Annotated in this window: 20 protein-coding genes and 2 pseudogenes; 9 read left to right on the forward strand and 13 right to left on the reverse strand. The window is 54.6% G+C overall.

Annotated features, from left to right (window positions below; genetic code table 11):
- Nucleotides 1-798: 798 nt before the first annotated feature.
- A complete protein-coding gene (locus SG26_RS01355; RefSeq protein WP_175055134.1) occupies nucleotides 799-1,164 on the forward strand; it encodes a hypothetical protein in 366 nt (121 codons plus the stop codon).
- Between the two features lie 9 nt (nucleotides 1,165-1,173).
- On the opposite strand, the gene SG26_RS21020 is transcribed toward SG26_RS01355, so the two are convergent.
- The 5 genes and pseudogenes from SG26_RS21020 to SG26_RS01375 all read right to left on the reverse strand — a co-directional run bounded on the left by SG26_RS21020 (nucleotide 1,174) and on the right by SG26_RS01375 (nucleotide 3,670).
- Nucleotides 1,174-1,326: a hypothetical protein gene (locus tag SG26_RS21020; RefSeq protein ID WP_023842963.1), complete on the reverse strand. Its 153-nt coding sequence runs from the start codon at nucleotides 1,324-1,326 to the stop codon at nucleotides 1,174-1,176.
- A 382-nt stretch (nucleotides 1,327-1,708) separates the two neighbouring features.
- Nucleotides 1,709-2,143 (reverse strand): PIN domain-containing protein, encoded by a 435-nt coding sequence (locus SG26_RS01360; protein ID WP_050036647.1) that lies wholly within the window; start codon nucleotides 2,141-2,143, stop codon nucleotides 1,709-1,711.
- Nucleotides 2,144-2,395, reverse strand: coding sequence for an AbrB/MazE/SpoVT family DNA-binding domain-containing protein (locus tag SG26_RS01365; protein WP_023842898.1), 252 nt, complete (start codon nucleotides 2,393-2,395; stop codon nucleotides 2,144-2,146). It lies immediately after the preceding gene.
- 116 nt (nucleotides 2,396-2,511) lie between these two features.
- Nucleotides 2,512-2,736, reverse strand: a pseudogene (locus SG26_RS21820) (transcription initiation factor IIB family protein); the annotation flags it as partial.
- Between the two features lie 484 nt (nucleotides 2,737-3,220).
- A complete protein-coding gene (locus SG26_RS01375; RefSeq protein WP_050036648.1) occupies nucleotides 3,221-3,670 on the reverse strand; it encodes a VOC family protein in 450 nt (149 codons plus the stop codon).
- Nucleotides 3,671-4,391: 721 nt separating this feature from the next.
- Between SG26_RS01375 and SG26_RS20620 the strand changes: the two genes are divergently transcribed.
- Entirely contained in the window at nucleotides 4,392-5,252 is an 861-nt protein-coding gene (locus SG26_RS20620; RefSeq protein WP_079980789.1) for a halocyanin domain-containing protein, read from the forward strand.
- A gap of 379 nt (nucleotides 5,253-5,631) precedes the next feature.
- Nucleotides 5,632-6,012, forward strand: a pseudogene (locus SG26_RS01380) (helix-turn-helix transcriptional regulator); the annotation flags it as partial.
- A gap of 802 nt (nucleotides 6,013-6,814) precedes the next feature.
- Here SG26_RS01380 and SG26_RS01385 read toward each other — a convergent pair.
- Nucleotides 6,815-7,324: a hypothetical protein gene (locus tag SG26_RS01385; protein WP_050036649.1), complete on the reverse strand. Its 510-nt coding sequence runs from the start codon at nucleotides 7,322-7,324 to the stop codon at nucleotides 6,815-6,817.
- Nucleotides 7,321-7,920 (reverse strand): helix-turn-helix domain-containing protein, encoded by a 600-nt coding sequence (locus SG26_RS01390; protein WP_050036650.1) that lies wholly within the window; start codon nucleotides 7,918-7,920, stop codon nucleotides 7,321-7,323. Before SG26_RS01390 ends, SG26_RS01385 begins: the two co-directional genes overlap by 4 nt.
- Nucleotides 7,921-8,060: 140 nt before the next feature.
- Here SG26_RS01390 and SG26_RS21825 point away from each other — a divergent pair, with 140 nt between their 5' ends.
- Nucleotides 8,061-8,186 (forward strand): hypothetical protein, encoded by a 126-nt coding sequence (locus SG26_RS21825; protein WP_255355532.1) that lies wholly within the window; start codon nucleotides 8,061-8,063, stop codon nucleotides 8,184-8,186.
- Nucleotides 8,187-8,512: 326 nt separating this feature from the next.
- Here the strand turns inward: SG26_RS21825 and SG26_RS01395 are convergent, their stop codons facing one another.
- The 4 genes from SG26_RS01395 to SG26_RS01405 all read right to left on the reverse strand — a co-directional run bounded on the left by SG26_RS01395 (nucleotide 8,513) and on the right by SG26_RS01405 (nucleotide 11,939).
- The gene (locus tag SG26_RS01395) at nucleotides 8,513-9,658 is read right to left on the reverse strand and encodes an SOSS complex subunit B family protein (RefSeq protein ID WP_050036651.1); all 1,146 of its coding nucleotides are present in this window, start codon (nucleotides 9,656-9,658) and stop codon (nucleotides 8,513-8,515) included.
- A gap of 1,073 nt (nucleotides 9,659-10,731) precedes the next feature.
- Nucleotides 10,732-10,884 carry a hypothetical protein gene (locus SG26_RS21025; RefSeq protein ID WP_154020781.1) on the reverse strand — a complete coding sequence of 51 codons (153 nt, stop codon included), beginning with the start codon at nucleotides 10,882-10,884 and terminating at the stop codon, nucleotides 10,732-10,734.
- A gap of 68 nt (nucleotides 10,885-10,952) precedes the next feature.
- Nucleotides 10,953-11,441 (reverse strand): hypothetical protein, encoded by a 489-nt coding sequence (locus SG26_RS01400; protein ID WP_050036652.1) that lies wholly within the window; start codon nucleotides 11,439-11,441, stop codon nucleotides 10,953-10,955.
- A gap of 132 nt (nucleotides 11,442-11,573) precedes the next feature.
- On the reverse strand, nucleotides 11,574-11,939 hold the full coding sequence (locus SG26_RS01405) for a hypothetical protein (protein ID WP_050036653.1): 366 nt from the start codon (nucleotides 11,937-11,939) through the stop codon (nucleotides 11,574-11,576).
- Nucleotides 11,940-12,576: 637 nt separating this feature from the next.
- Here SG26_RS01405 and SG26_RS01410 point away from each other — a divergent pair.
- Nucleotides 12,577-13,800 (forward strand): copper amine oxidase, encoded by a 1,224-nt coding sequence (locus SG26_RS01410; protein ID WP_228841615.1) that lies wholly within the window; start codon nucleotides 12,577-12,579, stop codon nucleotides 13,798-13,800.
- A gap of 455 nt (nucleotides 13,801-14,255) precedes the next feature.
- On the opposite strand, the gene SG26_RS21830 is transcribed toward SG26_RS01410, so the two are convergent.
- Nucleotides 14,256-14,462 (reverse strand): hypothetical protein, encoded by a 207-nt coding sequence (locus SG26_RS21830; protein WP_228841613.1) that lies wholly within the window; start codon nucleotides 14,460-14,462, stop codon nucleotides 14,256-14,258.
- Nucleotides 14,463-14,640: 178 nt separating this feature from the next.
- Here SG26_RS21830 and SG26_RS01420 point away from each other — a divergent pair, with 178 nt between their 5' ends.
- A complete protein-coding gene (locus SG26_RS01420) occupies nucleotides 14,641-15,753 on the forward strand; it encodes a hypothetical protein (protein WP_050036655.1) in 1,113 nt (370 codons plus the stop codon).
- Between the two features lie 131 nt (nucleotides 15,754-15,884).
- Here the strand turns inward: SG26_RS01420 and SG26_RS21030 are convergent, their stop codons facing one another.
- On the reverse strand, nucleotides 15,885-16,145 hold the full coding sequence (locus SG26_RS21030) for a hypothetical protein (RefSeq protein ID WP_050036656.1): 261 nt from the start codon (nucleotides 16,143-16,145) through the stop codon (nucleotides 15,885-15,887).
- 742 nt (nucleotides 16,146-16,887) lie between these two features.
- Here SG26_RS21030 and SG26_RS01435 point away from each other — a divergent pair.
- From SG26_RS01435 to SG26_RS01445, 3 genes are read left to right on the forward strand one after another with little or no spacing between them, the layout of a single operon-like run.
- Nucleotides 16,888-17,361 carry a PrgI family protein gene (locus SG26_RS01435; RefSeq protein ID WP_023842893.1) on the forward strand — a complete coding sequence of 158 codons (474 nt, stop codon included), beginning with the start codon at nucleotides 16,888-16,890 and terminating at the stop codon, nucleotides 17,359-17,361.
- 27 nt (nucleotides 17,362-17,388) lie between these two features.
- Entirely contained in the window at nucleotides 17,389-18,510 is a 1,122-nt protein-coding gene (locus SG26_RS01440) for a hypothetical protein (protein WP_050036657.1), read from the forward strand.
- 7 nt (nucleotides 18,511-18,517) lie between these two features.
- A complete protein-coding gene (locus SG26_RS01445; RefSeq protein WP_014030626.1) occupies nucleotides 18,518-20,911 on the forward strand; it encodes a VirB4 family type IV secretion system protein in 2,394 nt (797 codons plus the stop codon).
- Nucleotides 20,912-21,143: the final 232 nt, after the last annotated feature.

A 21,143-nucleotide genomic window follows, 5' to 3' on the forward strand; every position in this document is an offset into this window, starting at 1 on the left:
GGGCGTTCTGAGAGCGATTTTTGCGAGAAATGCATAGGCAATCTAACAGTGGGAGAGCGGGTCGATAGACCCGACACAAACAGGGGTACGAATCCGCTCAGGCCACCTGCACTCTCACCTATTGGAGAACAGATATGTCTCACCTCACTCCCCAGAGTCCGACCGGGACTGCACATGGCGGGCCAGCCCCACCGAGTGTCATGCGAGTCCACTGTGCCACGCATGTCGCCGGCCACCGACGTCCCGGGCCACGCCGATTACGACCACACTCGAACTGAGCCAGTGCTGGCAGACCCACGCTCGACCCTCGCTCGCTTCGGCCCCTCGTGGCGCACACCTTGTCGCTCACCGGTCGGCGAGCACACCATCATGTCCGGAGCTTTGTGTCTGAAACCCAACAGGTACAATGTGCCTTGTTTTCGCATCATAGTGTAGTCGCAAATTAGTGTGCCACTCAGCTGGGAACTGTCCGATTCCCGGCGGGGATCGCGCCCGCCACTGCAGGCACGAGTGGACCGGCGTGAGGCGCGCGACCGCGCCGAGCGCAGCGCCCCGTCGTCCGAGTGAGCAGGAGCGAACGAGGACACGACAGACGAGCATCGCGAGTCTGTCAGTGGCGTCGCGCGCTGGGACGGTCCACCAGCCATCCAGCCCAGTTGTGCCCCGGCCGACAGACCCACGCTTGCGATACATCCGACACTCCGTGGAATCGGTATCTCGACGTGTGCCAGCTGGGGGAGCCAGCCCAACCCGGAGCTTTTTGAGCGATGACGGCCAAGTCTGAATCGCACCGTTCTCATGTCACAGCCACACCTTTCTCCAGAGCAACAGCCATCCGACCAGCGTCAGATTCCGAGCATCGAAACGATCGGGCCGGTCGTCGACGAAGTGATCGACATCGCCCGCCGAGAACTCGATGCACCGCGGTCAGTGAAAATCAAAACATGGGAGGATCGCGAGTTTCTGGTGCGTGTCAAGCACGGCTCAGCACCAGGCGTAAACACCCGGTATGGATACGAGACAGCAATCCAGTATCACAGTGATCGGGAAACCGTTGAAGCCTTCCTGATCGAAGAGGATACCCACACTGATGAAGCAGAACGCCTCCTGAAGATGGAACTCGGAACGATCCCCGATCCAGTACCAGAAAAAATTGGGGAGTAGACGACTGACTTATTTGTCTGTCAGTTCTCGATGGCAGTCCTCACAGACCTGCTCGTACTCTTCATCGCGCTCTGGGTCGTAGAAGGACCCGGCGCGAAACCTCACAGGGTTGTACCGAGTGTTGAAGACTTCCTCACATCGCGGACACTGAACGTCTCCCATTTGAGAAATTACCTCCCGGCGGCCCGGTCTGGCCGCCACCTGCCTGCGGCCACACAAAATCGAGGTGTTCCGCCTGCGATGCCGGTCTCAGCCGCCGATCGCTCTTATGTAAGGCTGCGGAAAGACCGTATAGTTTCACTGAACCGTCGCTAATTTGGCTAGATAGCTTCTGCTCCGCCACGCCGACGTTGACGATGAAAATAGGCGGCGAAGTATGGCCTCAAAGACGAAACCGACGCCTTGCGCCGCTACCTTGGGACCCACGACAAAGTCGATAAAGAGCGTCTTCCGAAGTGGGACGAGTGCCGGGAGCTGGCGGTTGACTATGAGGTACAACTATCCTGAGACCGAACTTCGTCGGCGGCCCTGGCGTCTACCAGTGTCAGTCCGGATCGTAGGGATTCGTTGCGGTATCGAGCCGATAGACTTCATCGACAGCGTCAAAATCGTCATCAAACGCATACAGGTAACCGAGTCCCTCGGTTTGCATATACGCGATAATGCAGGCATCGACGAAGGAGAGCGGTTCGTGTTGGCGAAAAAGGGCCTTCCCTGTCGCGAGGGCGTCGGTGGTGAGGGAGTCGATGTGGAAGCGGGCGTTTTCTTCGATACGATCAAGGAGATCGACGGCTGCGTCGTGGCCGGCGTGGGTCGTGAGGCCGTTGAGTGTTTCTGCGAGAACGTAGTCGAGGATGACTGCCTCCGGGAGCGTTCCATTGTCGATTCCCTGGAGCACGGGAAGCGCGGCATCGTGGGATCCATCCCGTCGGTATGCGACTGCAAAGAGGACTGTCGTATCAATGAGTGCACGAGGCATTTACTCGACGTTGACGCCCCAGGCGTCGTGATCGCTCGTTACGTTGGTCGACTTCTCACCAGCGTAGCCGTCGAAGTCGGCGAACGTGCCCGTTTGCTGTTGGACAACTTGGACCCGTATGCTGCCGTCGTCTTCGAGATGCCAACGGAGTTGATCACCATCGTCGATATCGAGCTCGCGCCGAATCCGGGCGGGAATATTTGCCTGGTTTCCAGACACCTTACTTTCGGCGTCGACTCTGTCGCTGCTCATACCACAGTGTATGTGATCGGCTGTGAAATACCTAGTGTGCGGCCACACTACTCAGTAGCAGAAGAGCGATTCCGACGGAGAGGATGGCAATCTACTATGAGGCCATTGGGAGCCGGCCGGCGCACCTCGCCCAACCCGTATGCGAGATTCCGTTCTGCTTTGGATCGCCAGCGGCCCCGAGTCAGCTCATGGCGCATTCGGGCGAGCTACCGGCGTTTCTGCCCTGAAAGTCCGTTCCCGTGTGTATCGGTTCTGCGTCCGACCTCCGTCGAGAGGCCTCTATCGTGGCGGGCCGCAGTTAGTGGTGCGCCTGTTCGTTCACGCTCGTCCGCATCGTACGACAGCACCAGCTTGCGCTCTCGATCCGCCTTTGAGAGGGATCTCGAGTGTGTCGCTCCGATCAAGGACTATAGATTCGATTCAGTTCGACTGTGTGAATCCTCGTATGAGGCGATTTCTCCAATGCAGAAAGCTGCCGATGTTTGTTTCGTACCTTTGATTGAGAGTTGAGCGTTAATTCGTGTGTCTACTCATCAACTCAACCTCTGAAAATTGCTTCCTAACCGATATGATTTTGAAAATAGTGTGACAAGATCCAGTATGAAATTACGAGAGTTGGTATCCAATTATCTCCCAGACGCCGTAGTTGCTGCGATTATATTCACGCTTTACAATACCTATACGAGCGATATTGCTGGTCCACTCGCAATAGGTACCAATTTTATTTTTTACGTCGTCGTGATCTTCATCGGGTTTGTAGTAATCACTCCAATTTTGAACAGAATATTCGATCGCAGTACAACGTGAGATCCCTGTATCTATCGGTCAAACATCTAATTCTGTAAATGCCGGGCCGGGCGGACGGGGTTTCTCGTTCAGTTCCCACTTGACGTTGTACCTATCTAGAAAAACGCGGTGATGGGAGGCGTTCTCTTTGACGTCACACCCAAGGGAGTCGGCATGTTCAGTAATTGCCTCGAATGCGTCATCATCAACGGCGAGTGCGATGTGGTCGAGCCGGCCAGTGTCCTGTTGTCCCTTTGCATTAGCGACCGCCACATGGAACCCGTCTCGTCCAAGGAACGACATATACGGTGTCACTCCTTCGTCGAGGGCCTCTTCCCATGAGACCTCTTCGGGGACAGTTCCAGGTTCTCCATCAAGGGTGCCCTCGCGGAAATGCACTTCGAGATCAAACAGTTCCCGGTAGTACGATTCACCTTTCTGAACGTCGTCAACCAGCAAAACAAGGTGATGGATACCGTCGATGTGCATGCACTATTGTTGTTGGCTCAATAACTGAAGCTACTGGTCATATGAAAATTTGTCATTTTCTATAGCGGAAAGGATCCTATCCACACGAACTATATGCCGAATCCACAGTACCGTATTTCTAGCGGACCAGAGCAGACAAGGTTATACTTATTAGCCAGTTTGCCTTCCTCCGAATAACAATTGAGATGATAGTATCTTGGGCTTAGTTATTGAGTTATGCTACAAAGAACGGCGGTTTTGGGCACTGCTTGTTATTATTCGGTGCCTGCCACTCGTTTATAATCAGGAATCCCACGCTCTGTAATTCGTCACGAGTTGCTTGTGTGCCCACCATTTTCCAAGTCATCTCAACGTCATCAGGCTGCCAAGTTCAGAGACAATCCCAGATGCTATCAGAATTGCTCAGTGGGACCGGAGACTGCTCCAAATCAAGTAGGGACACTTGTCCTGACCATTGCAGTATCGCTGTAGATCGTCGTTATGGCTCAACACGTCGCACCGCAGGCCGACGATGTCGTTCACGTCTATCTTGCGATATCGGCATCTGCCTGATCTGACACTTTTTACCTATTGGACGTCCCTCACATAGACACCCACCTATTATTAGCCTCAAATGTGTCTCATCAGCCATACGAGAATTGGTATTTTCAACAAAGCTATTTCTATTATTTGGAAACCATCCTCCAGCTTTTTTATGTAACTCTGCCACTTCCCGCATGCAATGCCCTCCAGCAATCGGCGTACATTCCTTGGTGCAAGCGTAGTCGGACTCGGCTCACTAGTCGGTTTCAGCCGTGTTCGGGCAGAAAACTCCAGTGAACCCTCAACACCTCATGAAACCGAGGATACAGAGTCGGTAAGTACAATCGATCCGTTAGATGAATGGCTCTTAAGTGCGAACGACCCACAAGGCCAGACAATTCGCGATCTCCGGTATAATGACCCGCCAACAGTATATCTCGGGATAACGGGTACAAAGTCATTTGCACCGCCTGCGATCAAGGTTACACCAGGCACAACCGTAACCTGGGACTGGATTGGAGACGAGACGGAGCACAATGTTGTAGCAATAGACGGTACGTTTGACAGCGGACAGCCAATTGCAGAAGCAGGCAATACTTTTGAGTATACATTCGAAACTGAAGGGACGTACAAATACGTTAGCGAGCCACATGAAGAGGTGGGAATGAAGGGGGTCGTTGTGGTGGCTTCCGCACCATCGAGTGGGTACCCCACTGTGGATAAGTGGCTTGCTGCAACAGATGAATATGATGGCTCAATCACTGACGAAACGGGGACGGACTTCGTCGAAATCGCGTCAGGGGCAGAAGGTAATGGTGGAAACCTCGCGTTTGATCCGCACGCAATAAAGGTTTCAACTGGGACAACAATTCGATGGAACTGGATCGGGAAGGGAGGTGCGCATAACATAGTCTTCGATGATAGTGAGATTGGTGAAGAGTCCATATACGCCAAGTCTGGGGTTCACTTCGAAGAGACCTTTACCAAGGCTGGCATTTACCGGTATTCATGCGAACCACATCATTCTATAGGACATCGGGGTGCAATTATCGTTGAATGATCTGGGGACGTAAATAACGGAACAGCAACCAAGCGGATCGTCTACCTCGCATACCCACTCGGGATCGATTGTCCCACCGGCACAGCTCTCGTCGAGTTGTTCACAGGTGGGGCCTCCCTTCTGGATCCGATGCACCCTAAACAGGCCAAACAATAGCACGCATCGTCGCCAAATCAACGTCGAGCCAGCGACCCTGGAACCGATAGCGGCCGTGAATTACTGGCATAGGATACTGCCCTACTACTTGATGACGCCACCTATAGTAGCCATTGAAAATCAATGCACACCTGATCGCACGATGGCAGTGCGATCAGTGTGTAAATCGTTTCAATTGTTACTATATTTATATGCTGTTGCACAAAATCAGATAGTGTCTGAAATAGCGAAACGGGATATAACGGTCTGCATCGATACGTATCCTGACCCGGATACCGATGTCTTTCGTATCGGTGCCGCAGACGACATCTTCCGACTGCTCGCCGACGCCCACGACACGGAGATTACGATCCCCGAATTCGTTGACGCCACGGGTGTCACCCGCTCGACGGTGTGGCGGGCTGTCGCCCTCCTCGACAGTATTGGTGCCATACAAATTCGAGAGACGCCACAACGAAACCACATCACGATCAACCAAGATCGACTCTAGAAAGACGACCCAATCCTCGCCATTCCGCAGTCTGAGTTCCATGCGCCGATCCGGGCCTTCATCGATCGTGTGCAAGCCGCGATCACTGACGCCGACGACGTCGACGAACTACTCCGGGGGGTGTATTAGCGCTCACAACAATCGGTTTACTCGTGGCTAATTGGGAGTAGTCGCTCTATTTGTACACTTGCTGAGCAAGTAGTTCTCGCTCAAGAGCGTTGAAACAAACGACCCAGTGAACCGTTCTATGACACCGTAGAATACATCAAACGAATAGAAGTTTCGAGTTGAACCCTCCAAATACATAGAGTATCACTGTGACTAGTACGAGTATCCACCACTCATCTATCCACGGAAATCCGTTGGTCTCTTTTTCAGCACTCCATGCCCAGTTTGTGAGTTGGATTCCGATAACCGACGCACCATACGTAATACAAAAAAACAAGATAGCCCGCTGCTCGGGCTTACACACAGCCCAGATACAATCACTCATGAGAGTCTGTATTATTTACGGGATTCTAAAGACTCAGGTATTGAGACTATAGATGAACGCAATTGGTCTTGGGTTGACAACGACCTCGACTGCATCCGAATCTCAGCGGATTCGGTAATGAATCCGTCCTCACGCCATAGACAGTGAATATCATTCACCGGAGATATTACCTCCCAGCGGCCCTGTCTGGCCGCCACCCGCTTGCGGCCACACAAAACCGAGGTGTGTCTACCCGGGCCACTGGGCCCAGACACCGACTAACCAACATTTCCCCAGACTGCGCCGACTTTGTTGGTTAAGACAAAAACGGATGAGCTAGGCGAATAGATCCTGAATCGCTTCCGTGGAAACAATCGTACCGCAATTGGAATACAAAATGTCGAAGATAAAGTAGGGAGATCTCGACAGAGTATTGAGAATCGACTAGCTATCGCCCGGGAGTAAATCTTCGAGGAACCGGAAGCCGTTCACGAACGTCACCGAGTCACCGTATCCCTCACTGGTGAGCACAGTTTCAGCCCCTTCGCCGGCGGCGATATCGGTTGTATAGATGTACACTTGGCGTACTGTCCCCGAACTGAGATGCTGAGCAGCTAGGGCCGCAAGCGCGGCGTCGGCTCGCTCGACCTCGTCTGCGGGTCGGTCGTCGGCGCTCGCAATGTATCTCTGGACGCCATCCATCGCCCTCGAGACGATGGGTTTGGAAAAATCAAGTGGCGCTGCGACGTCAGCCCACTCCTCGTTGATCGCAGCATCGACAGGTGGCGCTTCAACGTCGGAGTCGTCGACTGTCAGCTCCTCGTACACTCGCTCTGGAAGGACGAAGGTGATGTCGTTCTGGCGGGCAAATCGACGGACGGCCTTGTACCGCCTGTTCGACAGCTGCCCCATCGCGACGAACAGGCCGGTGTCGACGATATGGAGGCTGCTCACGTGTCGTCAGCCGCGTCGCTGTCGTTGGTGTCCAACTCGTCAAGCGACGCGCCCGACGCTTCGATGTCGTAGTGCTCGTGGACGACGGGCCGGAGCGCCTGCAGGATCATCTCCGCAGCCAGCGGCGAGATATCGAGATCCTCAGCCATCAGCCGGTGGGTTGTTTCCCCACGTTCGCGGGCGACCGCGTAGGTGAGCGCCGTTGCGAGGCCGGCGACGCTGTGGCGGTCGATGTAGGTGTCGATGTCATCGTTGGACTCACGGCGACCGACCGCGTCAATGAGCGCTGGCGTGATCGTGTACTCGCGGTCGCCCGCGACTGTCGTCACAGTCAGATTGATCTCGCGGGCTGCATATCGACGGGGCTGCTCGTCGTGAGTGACCTCAACGACGTCGGCGTCAACGAGCCGGTTAACGTAGCTGTAGGCAGTTCCCTGTGCGAGGCTGAGTTCGTGCATTACGTCTTGGACAGTCGCCTCGTCTTTGCGAGCGAGGTATGCGTACAGCTGTGCCAGTTGAGGCTCTTCGAGGAGATCCGCGACCGAGAGGAAGTCGCGGACAATGTCGCCGTCGGTTTGGTCTGAGGTGCGTGACATAGTGTACGTTAATTACAGTTTACAGAGAAACAGTAAAGAGTGTTCTGGTCACTATCACGGTATCGCGATAAGCTTCTCTTTGAGGTAGTGCATCCAGTAGCTGGTCCACTGGGACTCTCTTGATCAACGGTCGACCAACTATGAGTAAAAACGATTCCAGTCTCTGCTTCCAGCTGCAGGCCGGGATCGCGCCCGCTACCGCAGGCACGATGGACCGCCGCGAGGCGCGCGATAGCGCCGAGCGCAGCGCCCCGTCGTCCTCGTGAGCGGGAGCGAGCGAGGGCTTGACAGACGACCAGCGGGAGTCTGTCGGTGGCGTCGCGCGCTGTCGCGACCCACCAGCCACCCACCCTTAGTTCCTCCCGGGCCGGCTGGCCCACGCTCACGCACACACTAGGACACCAGCTCTCTCACAGCCGCCACCAGACTGACCCACGTTGACGCGCTGGTGCGGTGGCGTGCCAGTCCGTGCGCGCGGTTGTCTCGCCGCCGCCCGCTGTGCCGGAGGCGGCGGCGAGGCCGCGTGCGCGAGCACCGTCGCACCGCCCGAGGAAGCCCCCCGCTCGGTGGGGGACGCCCCCGGTGTCGGGCGTCAGTCTGCGGAGTGGACGATACCGCGATGGGTGGCGGCCCCATGCTCAGTGTCGAACAGGTCCGAACATCCGGGTTCAGGACAGCGGGCCTTGCCGAGCGTCACGGCGACCGCGCGGTCAGAATCCCGCTCGTTGGCCCACTGATGGGTGTCTGATTCTGCTTCCCACGACGCCGCCGTTCGACTATCGCCGGACGAACCGAACGAGCCGCCCCCGTGTCCGGTGGGCGCGGGACCGTCGCCGCGCTCGATGATGCACATGAGCGTGTCGCTCGTGACGGCCACCGTCTTGATACCGTTGTAGTCGTCGGGCTTGCCCCCGGAAATCCGAACTCTGTCGCCCTCGTGGAGCGTGCGAACCATCTCGCCGCCGTGCATGGACTTGCCCCAGACCGTGACCTTCGCGCTCGTTCCCTCGTCGTCCTCGATGTAGAGGACCTGATACTGATTGCGGGCGTCTGGCTCCTCAATGATGTGGGTCACTTCGCCCTCGACCGTACACTCGTAGCCGTAGGGGCTCACCTCGTCGATAGGCGTGGGAGTTGCCAGTTCGTCACGGGCGTCCCTGAACACGGTAAAGGAAGCCTCATACAGGCTGTTACAGTCGCCCATCTGCCCGGACACAAGGGCCGCGAGTCGGCGGCCTGCTGCCGCTCGTGACAGACTGGTTTTGTCTGCCAGCGTCGCGGCCTGCTGGTTGACTCGCGCCAGCGTGTCGCGGTCCATCCACTGCCGGGGGTCAGCCGGTGAGCGGAACCCGTCAGCGCGTTCGGTTTCGGCGTCGGTGAGCTGGCGAGCCGAGGCTTCGCGGTCGGCACCGTCGACGTGAGCGCGTGCGACCTCGGAGTGGCGGGCTTGCTCGGCTTCGCGTCCGTGACGTTCCTCCTGCTGTTCCAGCGTTTCGCCAAACCGCCGGTCCGGACCAACCTCGGTCGAGCGGGTCCAGTCGTATGCCTCCTCCTGCCGGGCGTAGAAGTTGCCACGGCTATCGCTACCCCGATTCATCCTGAAATCGAGTTCGTCGCCGTTCTCCGTCTCTGCGACCGCCTCTAGAAGCTGTTCGGGGCCACCCTCGACGTGGGCCGAAAGGGAAACCGTCTTGTTGCTTGCCGATGCTTTCTTACCGCTGGAATTGCTAGCGTACATTGTCTTTCGTGTTCCAACGGAAAGACACTTGTCGGGTGCTCTAACACCCGATTTCTGCGGCGTGAAACTGCCCTGCCAGCGCCGCGTGCGTCGTGTCTTTCCGTACTTAATGGCATGGGTGCCGAATAGTTAAAGGCAACGGACCATTTGGATTGTTTCAAGTGCAATCTTCGGGCGTCTGAGTGGTTTCTAAGCGGCGTCTTGTGTTTCGCGTTTCGAGGGAGAATAGTATATAAAACCGTAGGTGGTTGACACCCCGGCAGGCGGCCCCATCGTGTGCGGTTGCGGTGAGCCAGCATCCCGCGCGGCCAAGCGAGTGCCGGATGGGTGAAAGCCCGGCAGCGCAACGAAGTGAGCAGCCCGGAACACAGCGACTGCAAGGAGCGTCCTCGTTCCGGCGAGGGAGCGCCGGCCGCGAGGGTTCCTCACCCGGATCGCGCGCGACTCCGACGCGCGCGTTCGATTCTGCTGTGCTGTGCCGTAGCAGTCGGGCGGGACTGAAAGGGGCACGCCGCTGGCGCTTGCCGTGGTCGCGTCAGCGGCCCCTATCCGAACGGAGTGAGGATATGTCGCTGAGCGACCGCCAGCGGCGTGGGGCTTTCAAGATGTGCTGGTCCGACACCGAGTCCGCCGTCGCGATGTCGCTCGGAGTAGTACCGTCGAAGCCAGCAGTCCCGTCGCAGTCAGTGTCAGTAGTCCCGCCAGCAGTCCCACGAGTCCTGCCATCCGAACCGCCGCCTCCCTCGACACCGTCACGAGTGCCACAGGACTCGACTCCAGGGCCAGCAACACCAGAATCCCCTGCCGGCCACACACGAGACACACGCCACTCCTACCCTCTCCGCCGGCCATCGGTCCACGCACCGGCTCCGCCAAGAGCGAGCGTGCCGCCCAGCGGCGGCTGCCCGGCGGTCAGACGACACACCAGCCAACCACCTGTATCTGCCCGGCCGTCAGTCCCACGCTGAGAGGGACCGACTGCCAGCGCGAGTGCAGTCGTGTCCCTCTCGTCTCCAACCACGCGCGACCCCGACGTGCGCGTCGTCACTCCCCGGAAACGCAGACCAGCGATTCTACATAACTCGCTGGTGGCCCTCCGTACACGTCACGACAGTCTCGGTGCGCGGGTCACGAGCGCGTGGGTCTGCCTCGACGTCGACAGTCTCGGTCTTGACGATGTCTGCGTCACACTCCTCTCTCGGGCATGAATCAGGAGTCTCCGACATTCGTGTTCCTCACCCGCCAGGAACACACAAAATCGGGTTCGACGAAAACTGACTGCCGCAGCTCTCCCTCAGAAGTGGACGTCGGCGGGGACGATCCAGAGGTTATCACTCTCGTCCAGAAGCCGGTCAAGCTGCGTCCGATCGCGAATCCCGCATCCGTGTTCCTCGTACAGTGCAATCTCTGGACCCTTGGCGGCTCCGACTCTCTGGAACGCACATCGAGTGAGGTCTTTGTCGCGCATAATCTCCTCGTCTGAGAGCTCGTCGAGGGCGTCTTTGACCGTCTGGAGATTACGCTCGAACGCTGACTTCGTTGTCTCCCAGCCATCGCCAAGGAGTTCTTGGCCGACCTCGGAGTCGACCGGAGCCGCGGTCGGACGCTCGCCCCACCGGGATTTGCTTGCGACGGTGGAACTCTCGTCGAACGTGACGTAGTAGTCGAACACTGCGTTTGAGTGCCTGTCGACGCCGACCAGGTTGTCGAAAACGCCTTTGCCAGCGGCGAGTGCTGCGTCTGCTGTCGATGCCTCAACGAGCGCGTAGATGAGCATATGCATTGGTAGACCGTGACCTGCCGGCGCTCCACGCACTGCAGTCAGTGCGACGCCGGCACCCTCGTCGGCGCACACAAAACTCGGACCACTGGGTCTGGTCTTGCTATCGACCACAGACCTCTACGATGGTTCCACTTACACGAGACGAGCGAGGGACTGCTTGATGCGAAGCCTTGGACTGCGTGGTGCGACGACTTCAATCTCGACGACACAAGAACACAGTAGCAACAGCTCGCCACACGCGGGGCATTCCTCGTCGTCGCAGAACCGATGATGTACCTCGCCGTGCTCGACACCACACGCAGGACACGACTGGTCACGCCACCGTTCGAGGTCGACGGTAACGGCCCGTTCGTTTGTCTGGAGGACTTGCAGCTTGTACGTGAGATACTGGCTGCCCTCGCCCCACGGGATCGGGTCATGGGCTTGCCCGTCGACGTAGTACCGCTTGTCGACACACGCCGACGCTGACCGTGGCCGCCGGCAGTCGGGACAACACATCTATCTCTCACCCCGTGGACGCCCCGCAAAAACCTCGCCACTCGTCTGTGATTGTCGGTGCTGGGAACGAATGTCTGGGCGGTTGTCGGATTCGGTGCTTGGAGACTGTTCGTCGACGGACTGCTGTTCGGTGCTCATGTTCGGGCAACCCCTCACCCCATCGGGGGGACACAAAATTGTGGAAAATATCATCACTAGACTGCACGGTCAAATTGTAGCCCTTACATGGACGTACCAGCGAAAGAAGGCGCAAAAACCCTCTCGACTATTCTGTTTCGAGCAGTCATTGACCACAGCAAACCAATGACGGTATCGAACTCGCATTCATATCATAGCTCGCTGAAGGGCGGTAAATACACGAAATGAAACTAGCTGAATACTATATGATTTTATTCTAATACCCACACATAATCAAGTGATGAACTTCTAGATAGTTTCAAGTTTACCCCATCTATATATCTACTTGTTAATGCAGCGACGAAGTTTGCTTACAACAGTTTCTGCTGGTGCAGCATCTGTACTGGCAGGTTGCACTGGAATTCTTTCCAGAGAGGATACGACCCCCGCCTCTGAATCGTCCTCCACGCCTACCTCCACTCCCAAACCACAACCAACGGTTACGTGGTCCGAAGACTGGGTGAGCGGCACTAAGTATCGAGTAGATGCGACTGTCCAGCTAAATGGGGCTGAAAAAGTACTTGTTAAAGAGGGAACCACCTCAGGAGAGACTATCGCCACGATCTCCGCAAGTGGAACTCACACGGTTATCGGCCCAGACACAAATGAGGGTCCAATCGAGATGGGGCGCATACTCTTTCTCGTACGGCCAACTGAGTCGGAACTCGAGGGCATGGACACAGTCGACACCGTTGGGAGCTTCTCTGTTGGCAGCCAGGAACAACCAACGTTCCCGCTCCACTTACGTGGACTTCGCGGAAGCACTGATCCGAACCTCGAAACGAGTGGGACACTCTCTCGAACGTTCAAGAGTCAGTCAGGTGCTGGCCCAACAGCGCTCTCGCTTGAGATTCCAGAGGTTCTCTACCAGTACTACAAAAACCGGGATCGAACTCGCAAATATGGTGCCTACGTCTCCGACACCTACGATGATCAGTACATCAAGGGAATAGTGAGCGAGTTTGAGCGCTACGGGAAAGAGAATGGCCTGAGCGATCCCGGCATCATCAACCACATGATGGCGTTCGTTCAGAATCTGGAATACACCACAGACAAAGTTTCTGCCGGCTACAACGAGTATCCGAAATATCCAGTCGAGACGTTAGTGGATAAGGAAGGTGACTGTGAAGATACCTGCATTCTTCTAGCTTCGATGCTTGAACAATTTGGATACGGGTCAAAACTTCTGGTCTTCCGTGACAAGCAACACATGGCGCTCGGTATTGCTGGCGCTGAAAACATCCCCGGGACATACTTCGAGAAAGACGGCCAGCGGTACTACTACGTTGAGACTACAGCTTCAGGATGGGAAATCGGACAGCTGCCACCGGATATGGACGGTGGAACACCCGAGTTCCGACCAATAAACGACAGCGGTGTACTGGTATGCTCGTATGCCGTTAATACGCCTGCCTCTGGTGGTGCAGCTGTTGAAGTGAGTATAAAAAATGTCGGCGATGGGGCCGGCACTGCTCAGGCGACGGTTGGCTTCCAGAACCCAAACGACGAGTTGATCGCATCCAAGCAGAGTCAGCCGGTACAGCTTGGTCCGCAACAAGAGCACACTACCACTCTAAACCTATTACCCCCAGATGACCAGCAATTACGCGCGAAAGTGCAAGTATCTCTGGATGGTACTGTGCAAGATACACTGGTGAGTGACTGGCGAACTCCGCAGGCCTAAGCATTCCTCTACATTGAGGCACACTGTGTTAGTCGGACAGGCTGGGCTGTGAGTGTGGATTTACTCATTTCACGGAATAGAGAGGAGAGGAAAGGGTCGAAGACTAAACAGTTCGTTGGGTCACGGCTAACCAACACAGAGCAATAAATGCCGCAGTTGTTGGTTATCTAACTATACCAAGACAAACTGGTTTGCTGAGCGCGGGCCATAGGGCGTTTCCCGACGATGTCCTTGTCATCAGATGAGATGCTTGATAGACTCGCCATCTCGGGCTAACTCGGACTGCTCAGGTGAGACGTCCGTATCACGTCTAGTGAACGATTCCGGTGAGACGGCCTGTTGCATTGCGTTGAGCTTTGACCGAAGTTGGCCGCTCGTCGAGCGGACCAGCTCATCATCAGGCCAGAAATGTACTTCGAGCCCGTCGAAGCGCGTTGCGACTTGGTGGACTGCGTTCAACTGATTAAGGGCGTGTTCGACCCAGTACTGGTGTCCTGCATCCGCTGGAGTTTCTTGACAACGTCGTCATAGCCGGCTTGCCCGGCGGCGGTGAGACACTGCTGGAAATTCGCGCCACTGGGATTGATTGGTTCGTGGAAGACGACGCTCTCACCGAGCGCTCTGAAGTAGCTGAGCAGCCTGTGAAAGTCATCTTCGCCCATCGGCGGGTATGTTCGACATCGAGATGAACACCGACACACCGGCCTTCTGCACCTCGTCTACCGCTTGCCAGCGAGTTATCGGTGGCGTAGCTACCGCTATCGCTCTAATAAGTAGACTCTGTGGATATGTGAAACGCTTGTCCCCATTTTATCCCATTGGGGATAGTTTGATGCAGGGATGCGAATTTACCAGTTCGACGATGTTGATTCTCCTCAAAATACTACTGAGGCTAAATCGGACCCAATTATTCCTGCTGGTGAAGAGGACGGAGAAGGGGAAGCGGAGTTAGAGAGGTGGCTGAACGAAACCCCAGAGGCGATTCTTGATGAGCCCATTCTCTTATTCGCCCGGCAACCAAGCCTGTCTACAGGGATTCCCGATCTGCTGGGACTGGACCGGTATGGGAATGTAGTTGTCGTCGAACTCAAGCGTGGAGACTCTGGTTCTGGATCGGCCTCTGAGGCGAGTATCATAAGCCAACCTCAGCTCTACGCACAATCCCTTGACCGGTACGACTACAACGATCTCGATAACCTCTACTCCGAGTATCGGGGCAAAGAGTGGTCAGTACAGGACGTTGTGGGCGAGCACAGTTCCCTGTTGACTGCGTTTAATGCCTTTTTTGAGACTGATGCCAAACCCTGGGAACTGAACCAAACGCAGCGACTTGTTATCGTCGCAGAATCGATTACGGGTCAAACGCGCGACTCTGCCCGGTGGCTTCGGGATCGAGGTCTTGACATACAGTGTGTGGAGGTGCAACGGTTCCAGTTCCCGTCTGGCAGGAGCGGCTTCGGAGCGGTCACTGTCATTGATTACGACGAATCACGTTCACAGCTATCTGCGCCATCAAAACCGGGTGACCGGGTATTCACCACAAATGTGTTCACGAGGGCGTTCCCAGACATCCAAGGCTTACTCTCTGTTCAGAGCATTGATCCAGTCCTTGGTAACCTCTCGACGAATTACCCATATCTTGAAACAAGGGCTGAGACTCACCCGGACTCGATCCGGTATGCATTGCGTGTGAACCCATACGATGATCAAGAGATCAAGGTCGCAATTGATTCATCCGGAAATGATAGTGGGGCCGTTGAGAGTCTCCGAAAGCACAGTAGCAAGTTCGAGTGTCGTGGATTCACGGTGAGTTCTAGAACCTCAATGCGGATTATTGTTGACACTTGGGACATTGAGTGCATCAAGGACCTCCGTGACGATGCGTTCATACATCGCGTTGCAGAACGCTACGCTGAACTGGTCAAGATAGGACATCAGGTACTCTCAACATAATAGATTGTACTTCGTAGCGGGTGTCACCGATGAAGTCGGTTAGCTCACCAGATAACAGAACTGGGCCCAGTTCTACTGTAACGAAATAACTGGCAATCTACTGGACGAGAAAACACAGTTACTATCGGACATCATTGGAGTGAGCGATGCCCTTCATTGCGGTTGACCCTGTTGACAACCGGCCTCGTATTCCAGTCGGTGTTGGTGATGATGAGAAAGTCCAGTGCCCTGTCTGTGATGACGTCCTCCGGGTTCGAGATGGCCCCAGTATCGCCCCACTCATCGACCAGAGAGTATGGAAACAGTGGTATCAAGGGGGTGTTCGTGACCGACAGTCTAAGCAGGATGGCATTGATCCCCCTCCAACGGCGTTCGACGATGTTCAGTGTCATGAATGAGGGAATTATTTTTTCTGGAAGAACGGGTATTCAGAGTGCCAGAACTGTGGTACTGAGATTGACTGGGAGTGGAACATAGCAACCAGCCATATCTCAAAGAACTCAACCCCTGAGGACATATAGCCGTTATTAACTAAATAGACTCACCAGCCGTTGCAGGCTCTTTGTCTGAGTCACAATATACTGATATTTGTGTTGATAAGTGCGTAATTAGATTATTATTGATATTAATAATCTAATAGACGATTTTATATTGGATAGCCCGTCCCCAATTTCGAACATACATTGAATTGAATAACAACCACCCTCGGGCGGTACTGGAAATGAATGGATGGGCCGCCATCGAACTGGACGCTAACGAAGCCGATTGCACGTATCTGGTACGCCTGTGACGGTGGGTTAGGGTGGCCGGGAGTCTCGCGCGGCCACGGGCCACTTGGGCGATCACCGACGACAGCAAGCGACAGGCGTGCGAGCAGGCAATTGCTGAACAGGGCTACGACGTCATGGTGTGGGATCGGCGGCTGGCGTTACCCTTCGATGCGACTGAGCGGTTTCTGGCGTGGCTTGGCGACCCGAGGCCCGCGAGTGCGTACAAGTGGGCGATGGAGCGTGAAGAGTACGATGGCAGCGGGGTAGTGTCCTCCACCGAGTTAGTGAGTAATCCTACGGGATGAATGAAGATAAATTTGAACGGGAAAATTTATTAATTTAGGAACTTTGTAAAGAAGTATAGATGAAAGCGGTACCGATTCCGGGAGAGATTCTCCGGACAGACGTTTTCATGGGACTGACATTTGATGAGTTAGTCATACTTGGCTCAGTACCGCTTGTAATGGTATTTCCCAGCCTGTTCATAGACCAAATTCCGCTGGTGGCTACTCTGGCGTTGATTGGGGTGTCGCTTCTTGGTGTGATCGCAGTCGTAATCAGAACACCTGAGGGTCAGAAACCACTTGAATGGGCTCCTGCAGCAATTAAGCGACGACTTACACCAAACGAGTATTACCTGAAACCGCGAACGCGTGAACGCGATTCTGTGCCAATCAAGAATCGCGTTCACACAGCGTCGCAAATTCAGTCAGAAACGTGTGAGGAAGATTTTGAATGGGATACATCCGTGTCTGACAGGCTCTCCATTCCCTACCAGAATGAGTCGAGTCACACTGGCAATGAGAGCAACTCGGATAGGGACAGCAGGCAGGCATAATTAGCGGCGACAAGACACAATAACACTATGACACCTAAGGAATCAGGTTCCGGAATTGCAGGGGGCGAAGAAACGGCGACTGAGAAATCAGAAGAACGCGGCAGGGACGAGCCAGCTATGAACAATGACACAGAAGTACAGGAGGCAACATCTGAAAAAACCGGATCCGGTTTCGACGGAGTATCGGCGACCACCGACAGTCAGTCTCATCACGAGTCAGGTCGGGCAGATTCACCAGCCAGAGGCTCAAAGGAGAGTCTGACTGAGACCGACAGTTCCGGGGCAGTCGGGGTTGCAGATTCTGCGACAGAAACGAGTGTAATTGCACCACCCCAGCAGACCGATTCGACAGAGCAAGGAGCGTTAGCGATACCAAACTACGCGCAGGATTTGATTGATTTCGAGTTTGTACTCGAATCTAAAGACGACTACCTCCCAACTGGAGCCAATGGTGCCGGGATGATTGTCAAGGATGAGGATGAGTACGTCGGCATTACTGAGGTTCAACCTCGTTCGTGGTCAATACATACGGAAGAAAAGAAGTCCGAAATTATCGAGGCATTCAAATCGAGTTTCCTTGCAACACTCGATTTCCCGATACAGATAGTTGCCTATCCAACAAAGTTCGATATTTCCGATCACGTTGACCGGCTCAATGATGTCATCTCTGAGGACCGGAATCGATCAACTGATAGCAAACTGGTAAATTTGGGTCGTCAGCTGTATCCGAATTGGCTTGAGCGTTTTATCCTCGATAACGATATGAAACAGCGACGATTCTACATCGTGATTCCAATATCGGCCGAACAAATAAATCAATTCCAGAATGTTGACTCTGGATTACTGGATACGGCCGCTGAAAAGTTCGGTCCATTGGCACCAATCGCCGACTTCTTCGGCAGTTCAGACAACAGAAATATCAGTAAGCAACAATGCCTTCGGGAGCTTGATACGCGTCTAAATAGAGTTGAGCGAGCGCTCCAGCGGTTCGATGTACAGACTGAGCGTCTAGATGACCGTGACCAAGTCATGAGCGTGCTATACCACTATTACAACAACGAACAACCCCTTAATGACGTATTCCTGAATGGTCCGTATTCTGTTGAGTCTGGGGACGAGCAGACACTGACTGCCTACATGGAGGACTGAATTTCCTATGCAACACCTGATAATGTTCCAGACTGGCGGCATCGCGTCAATGACGAAATCCGTGTATGCACTGTTCGGGTTCGAGTGGGTGGTCAACACGTATGGCGTCTGGCCATCTTTCGGATTGCTGTTTGGCGGGGCTATGATACTTGGGGCAGCTGGAATCGCTATTTCAGAGGTTCTATCTCAGGATGGAAGACAGTCGGCAACAGCAGGCACCACGCTTTCCTCAATGCTGGGTTCCAACGGCTCCAAGACCTCAGTCGATACTGCCGACGACGACGTAGTGACTGAGGCCGCACGCCGGCTACAACAGTCAGACGAAACGATTACTCAAGAAAAGCTGTCACATTATATTGAAAATGTCAAACGAGATCAAAACAGCGATCAAAACGGACGGACGGGGGTAATCAATGATCCTATTGAGCGCTCTGAATCGGCCGGATTGGCTGTGTCTCCTGAGCGAATAATCGAATCAAAGAGTTATATCAAACGGCTCGGAGACCAAGGAGCTGAAAAGTACGCTCGATCACTTATCATCGCTGATTACCCGAGTCGTGTGGCCCCCGGCTGGCTGGATAAGCTGTTCACCAACGGGCTGTCAGTCAATGGAACCGAGCTCCGCTTGTCCTATCACATTTTTCCCCGCGACTCTGACAAGATGCAACAGAAACTCAATGTTCGGGCAACGCGGCTTACCTCGCAGATCCGGCGGAAGAAGAGCGACGGGAAGCTCAACACCATCGAAGAAGAGAACCAGTTGCAACACGTTGAACGTCTCCGAGAGGGGCTAACAGAGGGGTCAACGAAGCTATTCGACTTCGGGGTGTATTTCGAGATTCTAGCTGACGACGAGGATACCCTCAAGGAAGGCACGCAGGAACTCAAGCAGATTCTTTCACAAGTGAACGCAAAGGTGACAACACTCTACGACCGGCAGCTTCAGGCACAACAGTCGATGGCACCATTAGCAAATGATCAGATCCGGAACACGCAGATCATGGATCTTGATGCATTGGGTACTGCGTTCCCGTTCACTGATAGGTCAGTCGTGGAATCGACCGGTGTTCTGATGGGATTCCATATGTCAACAAACGCTCCTATTGTTGTAGACCGGTTCGAACAGTCGGGGCATAATATGTTAATATCTGGGAAAATTGGATCCGGAAAGTCATATCTGGCCAAGCTTACTCTCTGGCGGCGCCTGATGATGGATCCGGAGACAGAAGTCCTGATTATTGACCCCGTCGGTGGTTTCAGTGATGTTGTCGAAGCTGTGGACGGGCAGCGCGTGACCATCGACGGGCGGTCACGAATCAACCCTCTCGATATCAAACAGGTCGATAATATTGATGACGTTGAAGGGGACCCATACGACGACAAAATCCGGAGTGTAATGGGATTGTTCGAGTCACACTTCCAGGGAAAACGAGAGCTCAGTAAAGAGGAAGAGGGCGTGCTCCGCCGTGCAATCCGCTACGCATACCTTGAGCGAGGGATTACCAAAGACGTTAGTACGCACAACCAGCAAAGCCCTGTAATTCAGGACGTGTTAGACGTTCTTGCACGAATGGCGAATGGTTCACCACCCGGTGAGTTCCTCAACGTGCCAGAAACCGTTCAGTCAGAGATCACGACAATCAATACCGAAACCAGTATCGAGGACCGCGAACAAGCTGAACGGCTCGCAGACTATGCTCAAAGTGTTCTCCTTGGATTGGAGGAGTTTAAAAAGGGAGGACAGCGGGCAAATCTCAATGGAGACACAAACGTTCATCTGCAGGACCGGGTTGTTCAGTTTGACCTTTCGAGTGTTGCTGATGGGTCAAACGAAGGGCTGATTATGCATATCGTTCTCGACTGGCTCTTCCAGCGGGCAAAGGCCAATACTGGAAAGATGGTCGTGATGATCGACGAGGCGCACTATATGCTCGGTCACGAACAGGCGCTGGACATGCTGAACCTGTTTTCTCGGCACAGTCGCCATTACGGAAGTGGTCTGACGCTTATCAGTCAAACTGTCGACGAGTTCATGACTGATCCGAAGGCCAAAGAGATCTACGACCAGTGTGACATTCGAGCACTGATGCGACACCAAGACATCGGCGAGGAGGCCATTGATGCCCTTGACTTGACACCGCGCGAACGGGACTTCGTGCTGCAAGCTCAAGCCGGGAACTCGGCAGACTACTCTGAGTCGCTTCTTTCCGTGTCTGATGCCGGGAAAATGCGAATGCGGGTGATGTCGAATGACTTCGAGCACCACGTCATAGATGGTGATATGAACGTGTGGGCTTTCTTGTACGATAACGATCTTATTGACTGGGGAGATATTCCGGACCACGAAGAGCAGGCAGTCGAGCAGATTCTCAATATGAACGCTTCCAGCGCTCTCTCCTGACAATAATAGCGATGGCCCCTCGTCGATATACAGGCTCGGAACGGAGTAATTCCGAGAGTTCAAGCAACGCTTATCACATTCATTCTTTCACCGGTGACTCCTTCTTATAGCGGATGGCAGCCAGCACATACCCACGGAGGCATTGTCTGGCCCCGATAGTCCAGTGGTATGGTCTTCGTTGGTGGCGACCCTTTCTCGGTGAAAGTGTGATATCTCCGACGAAGTATTGTTG

It is taken from the genome of Haloarcula sp. CBA1115 (assembly GCF_000827835.1).
Lineage (GTDB): Archaea > Halobacteriota > Halobacteria > Halobacteriales > Haloarculaceae > Haloarcula > Haloarcula hispanica.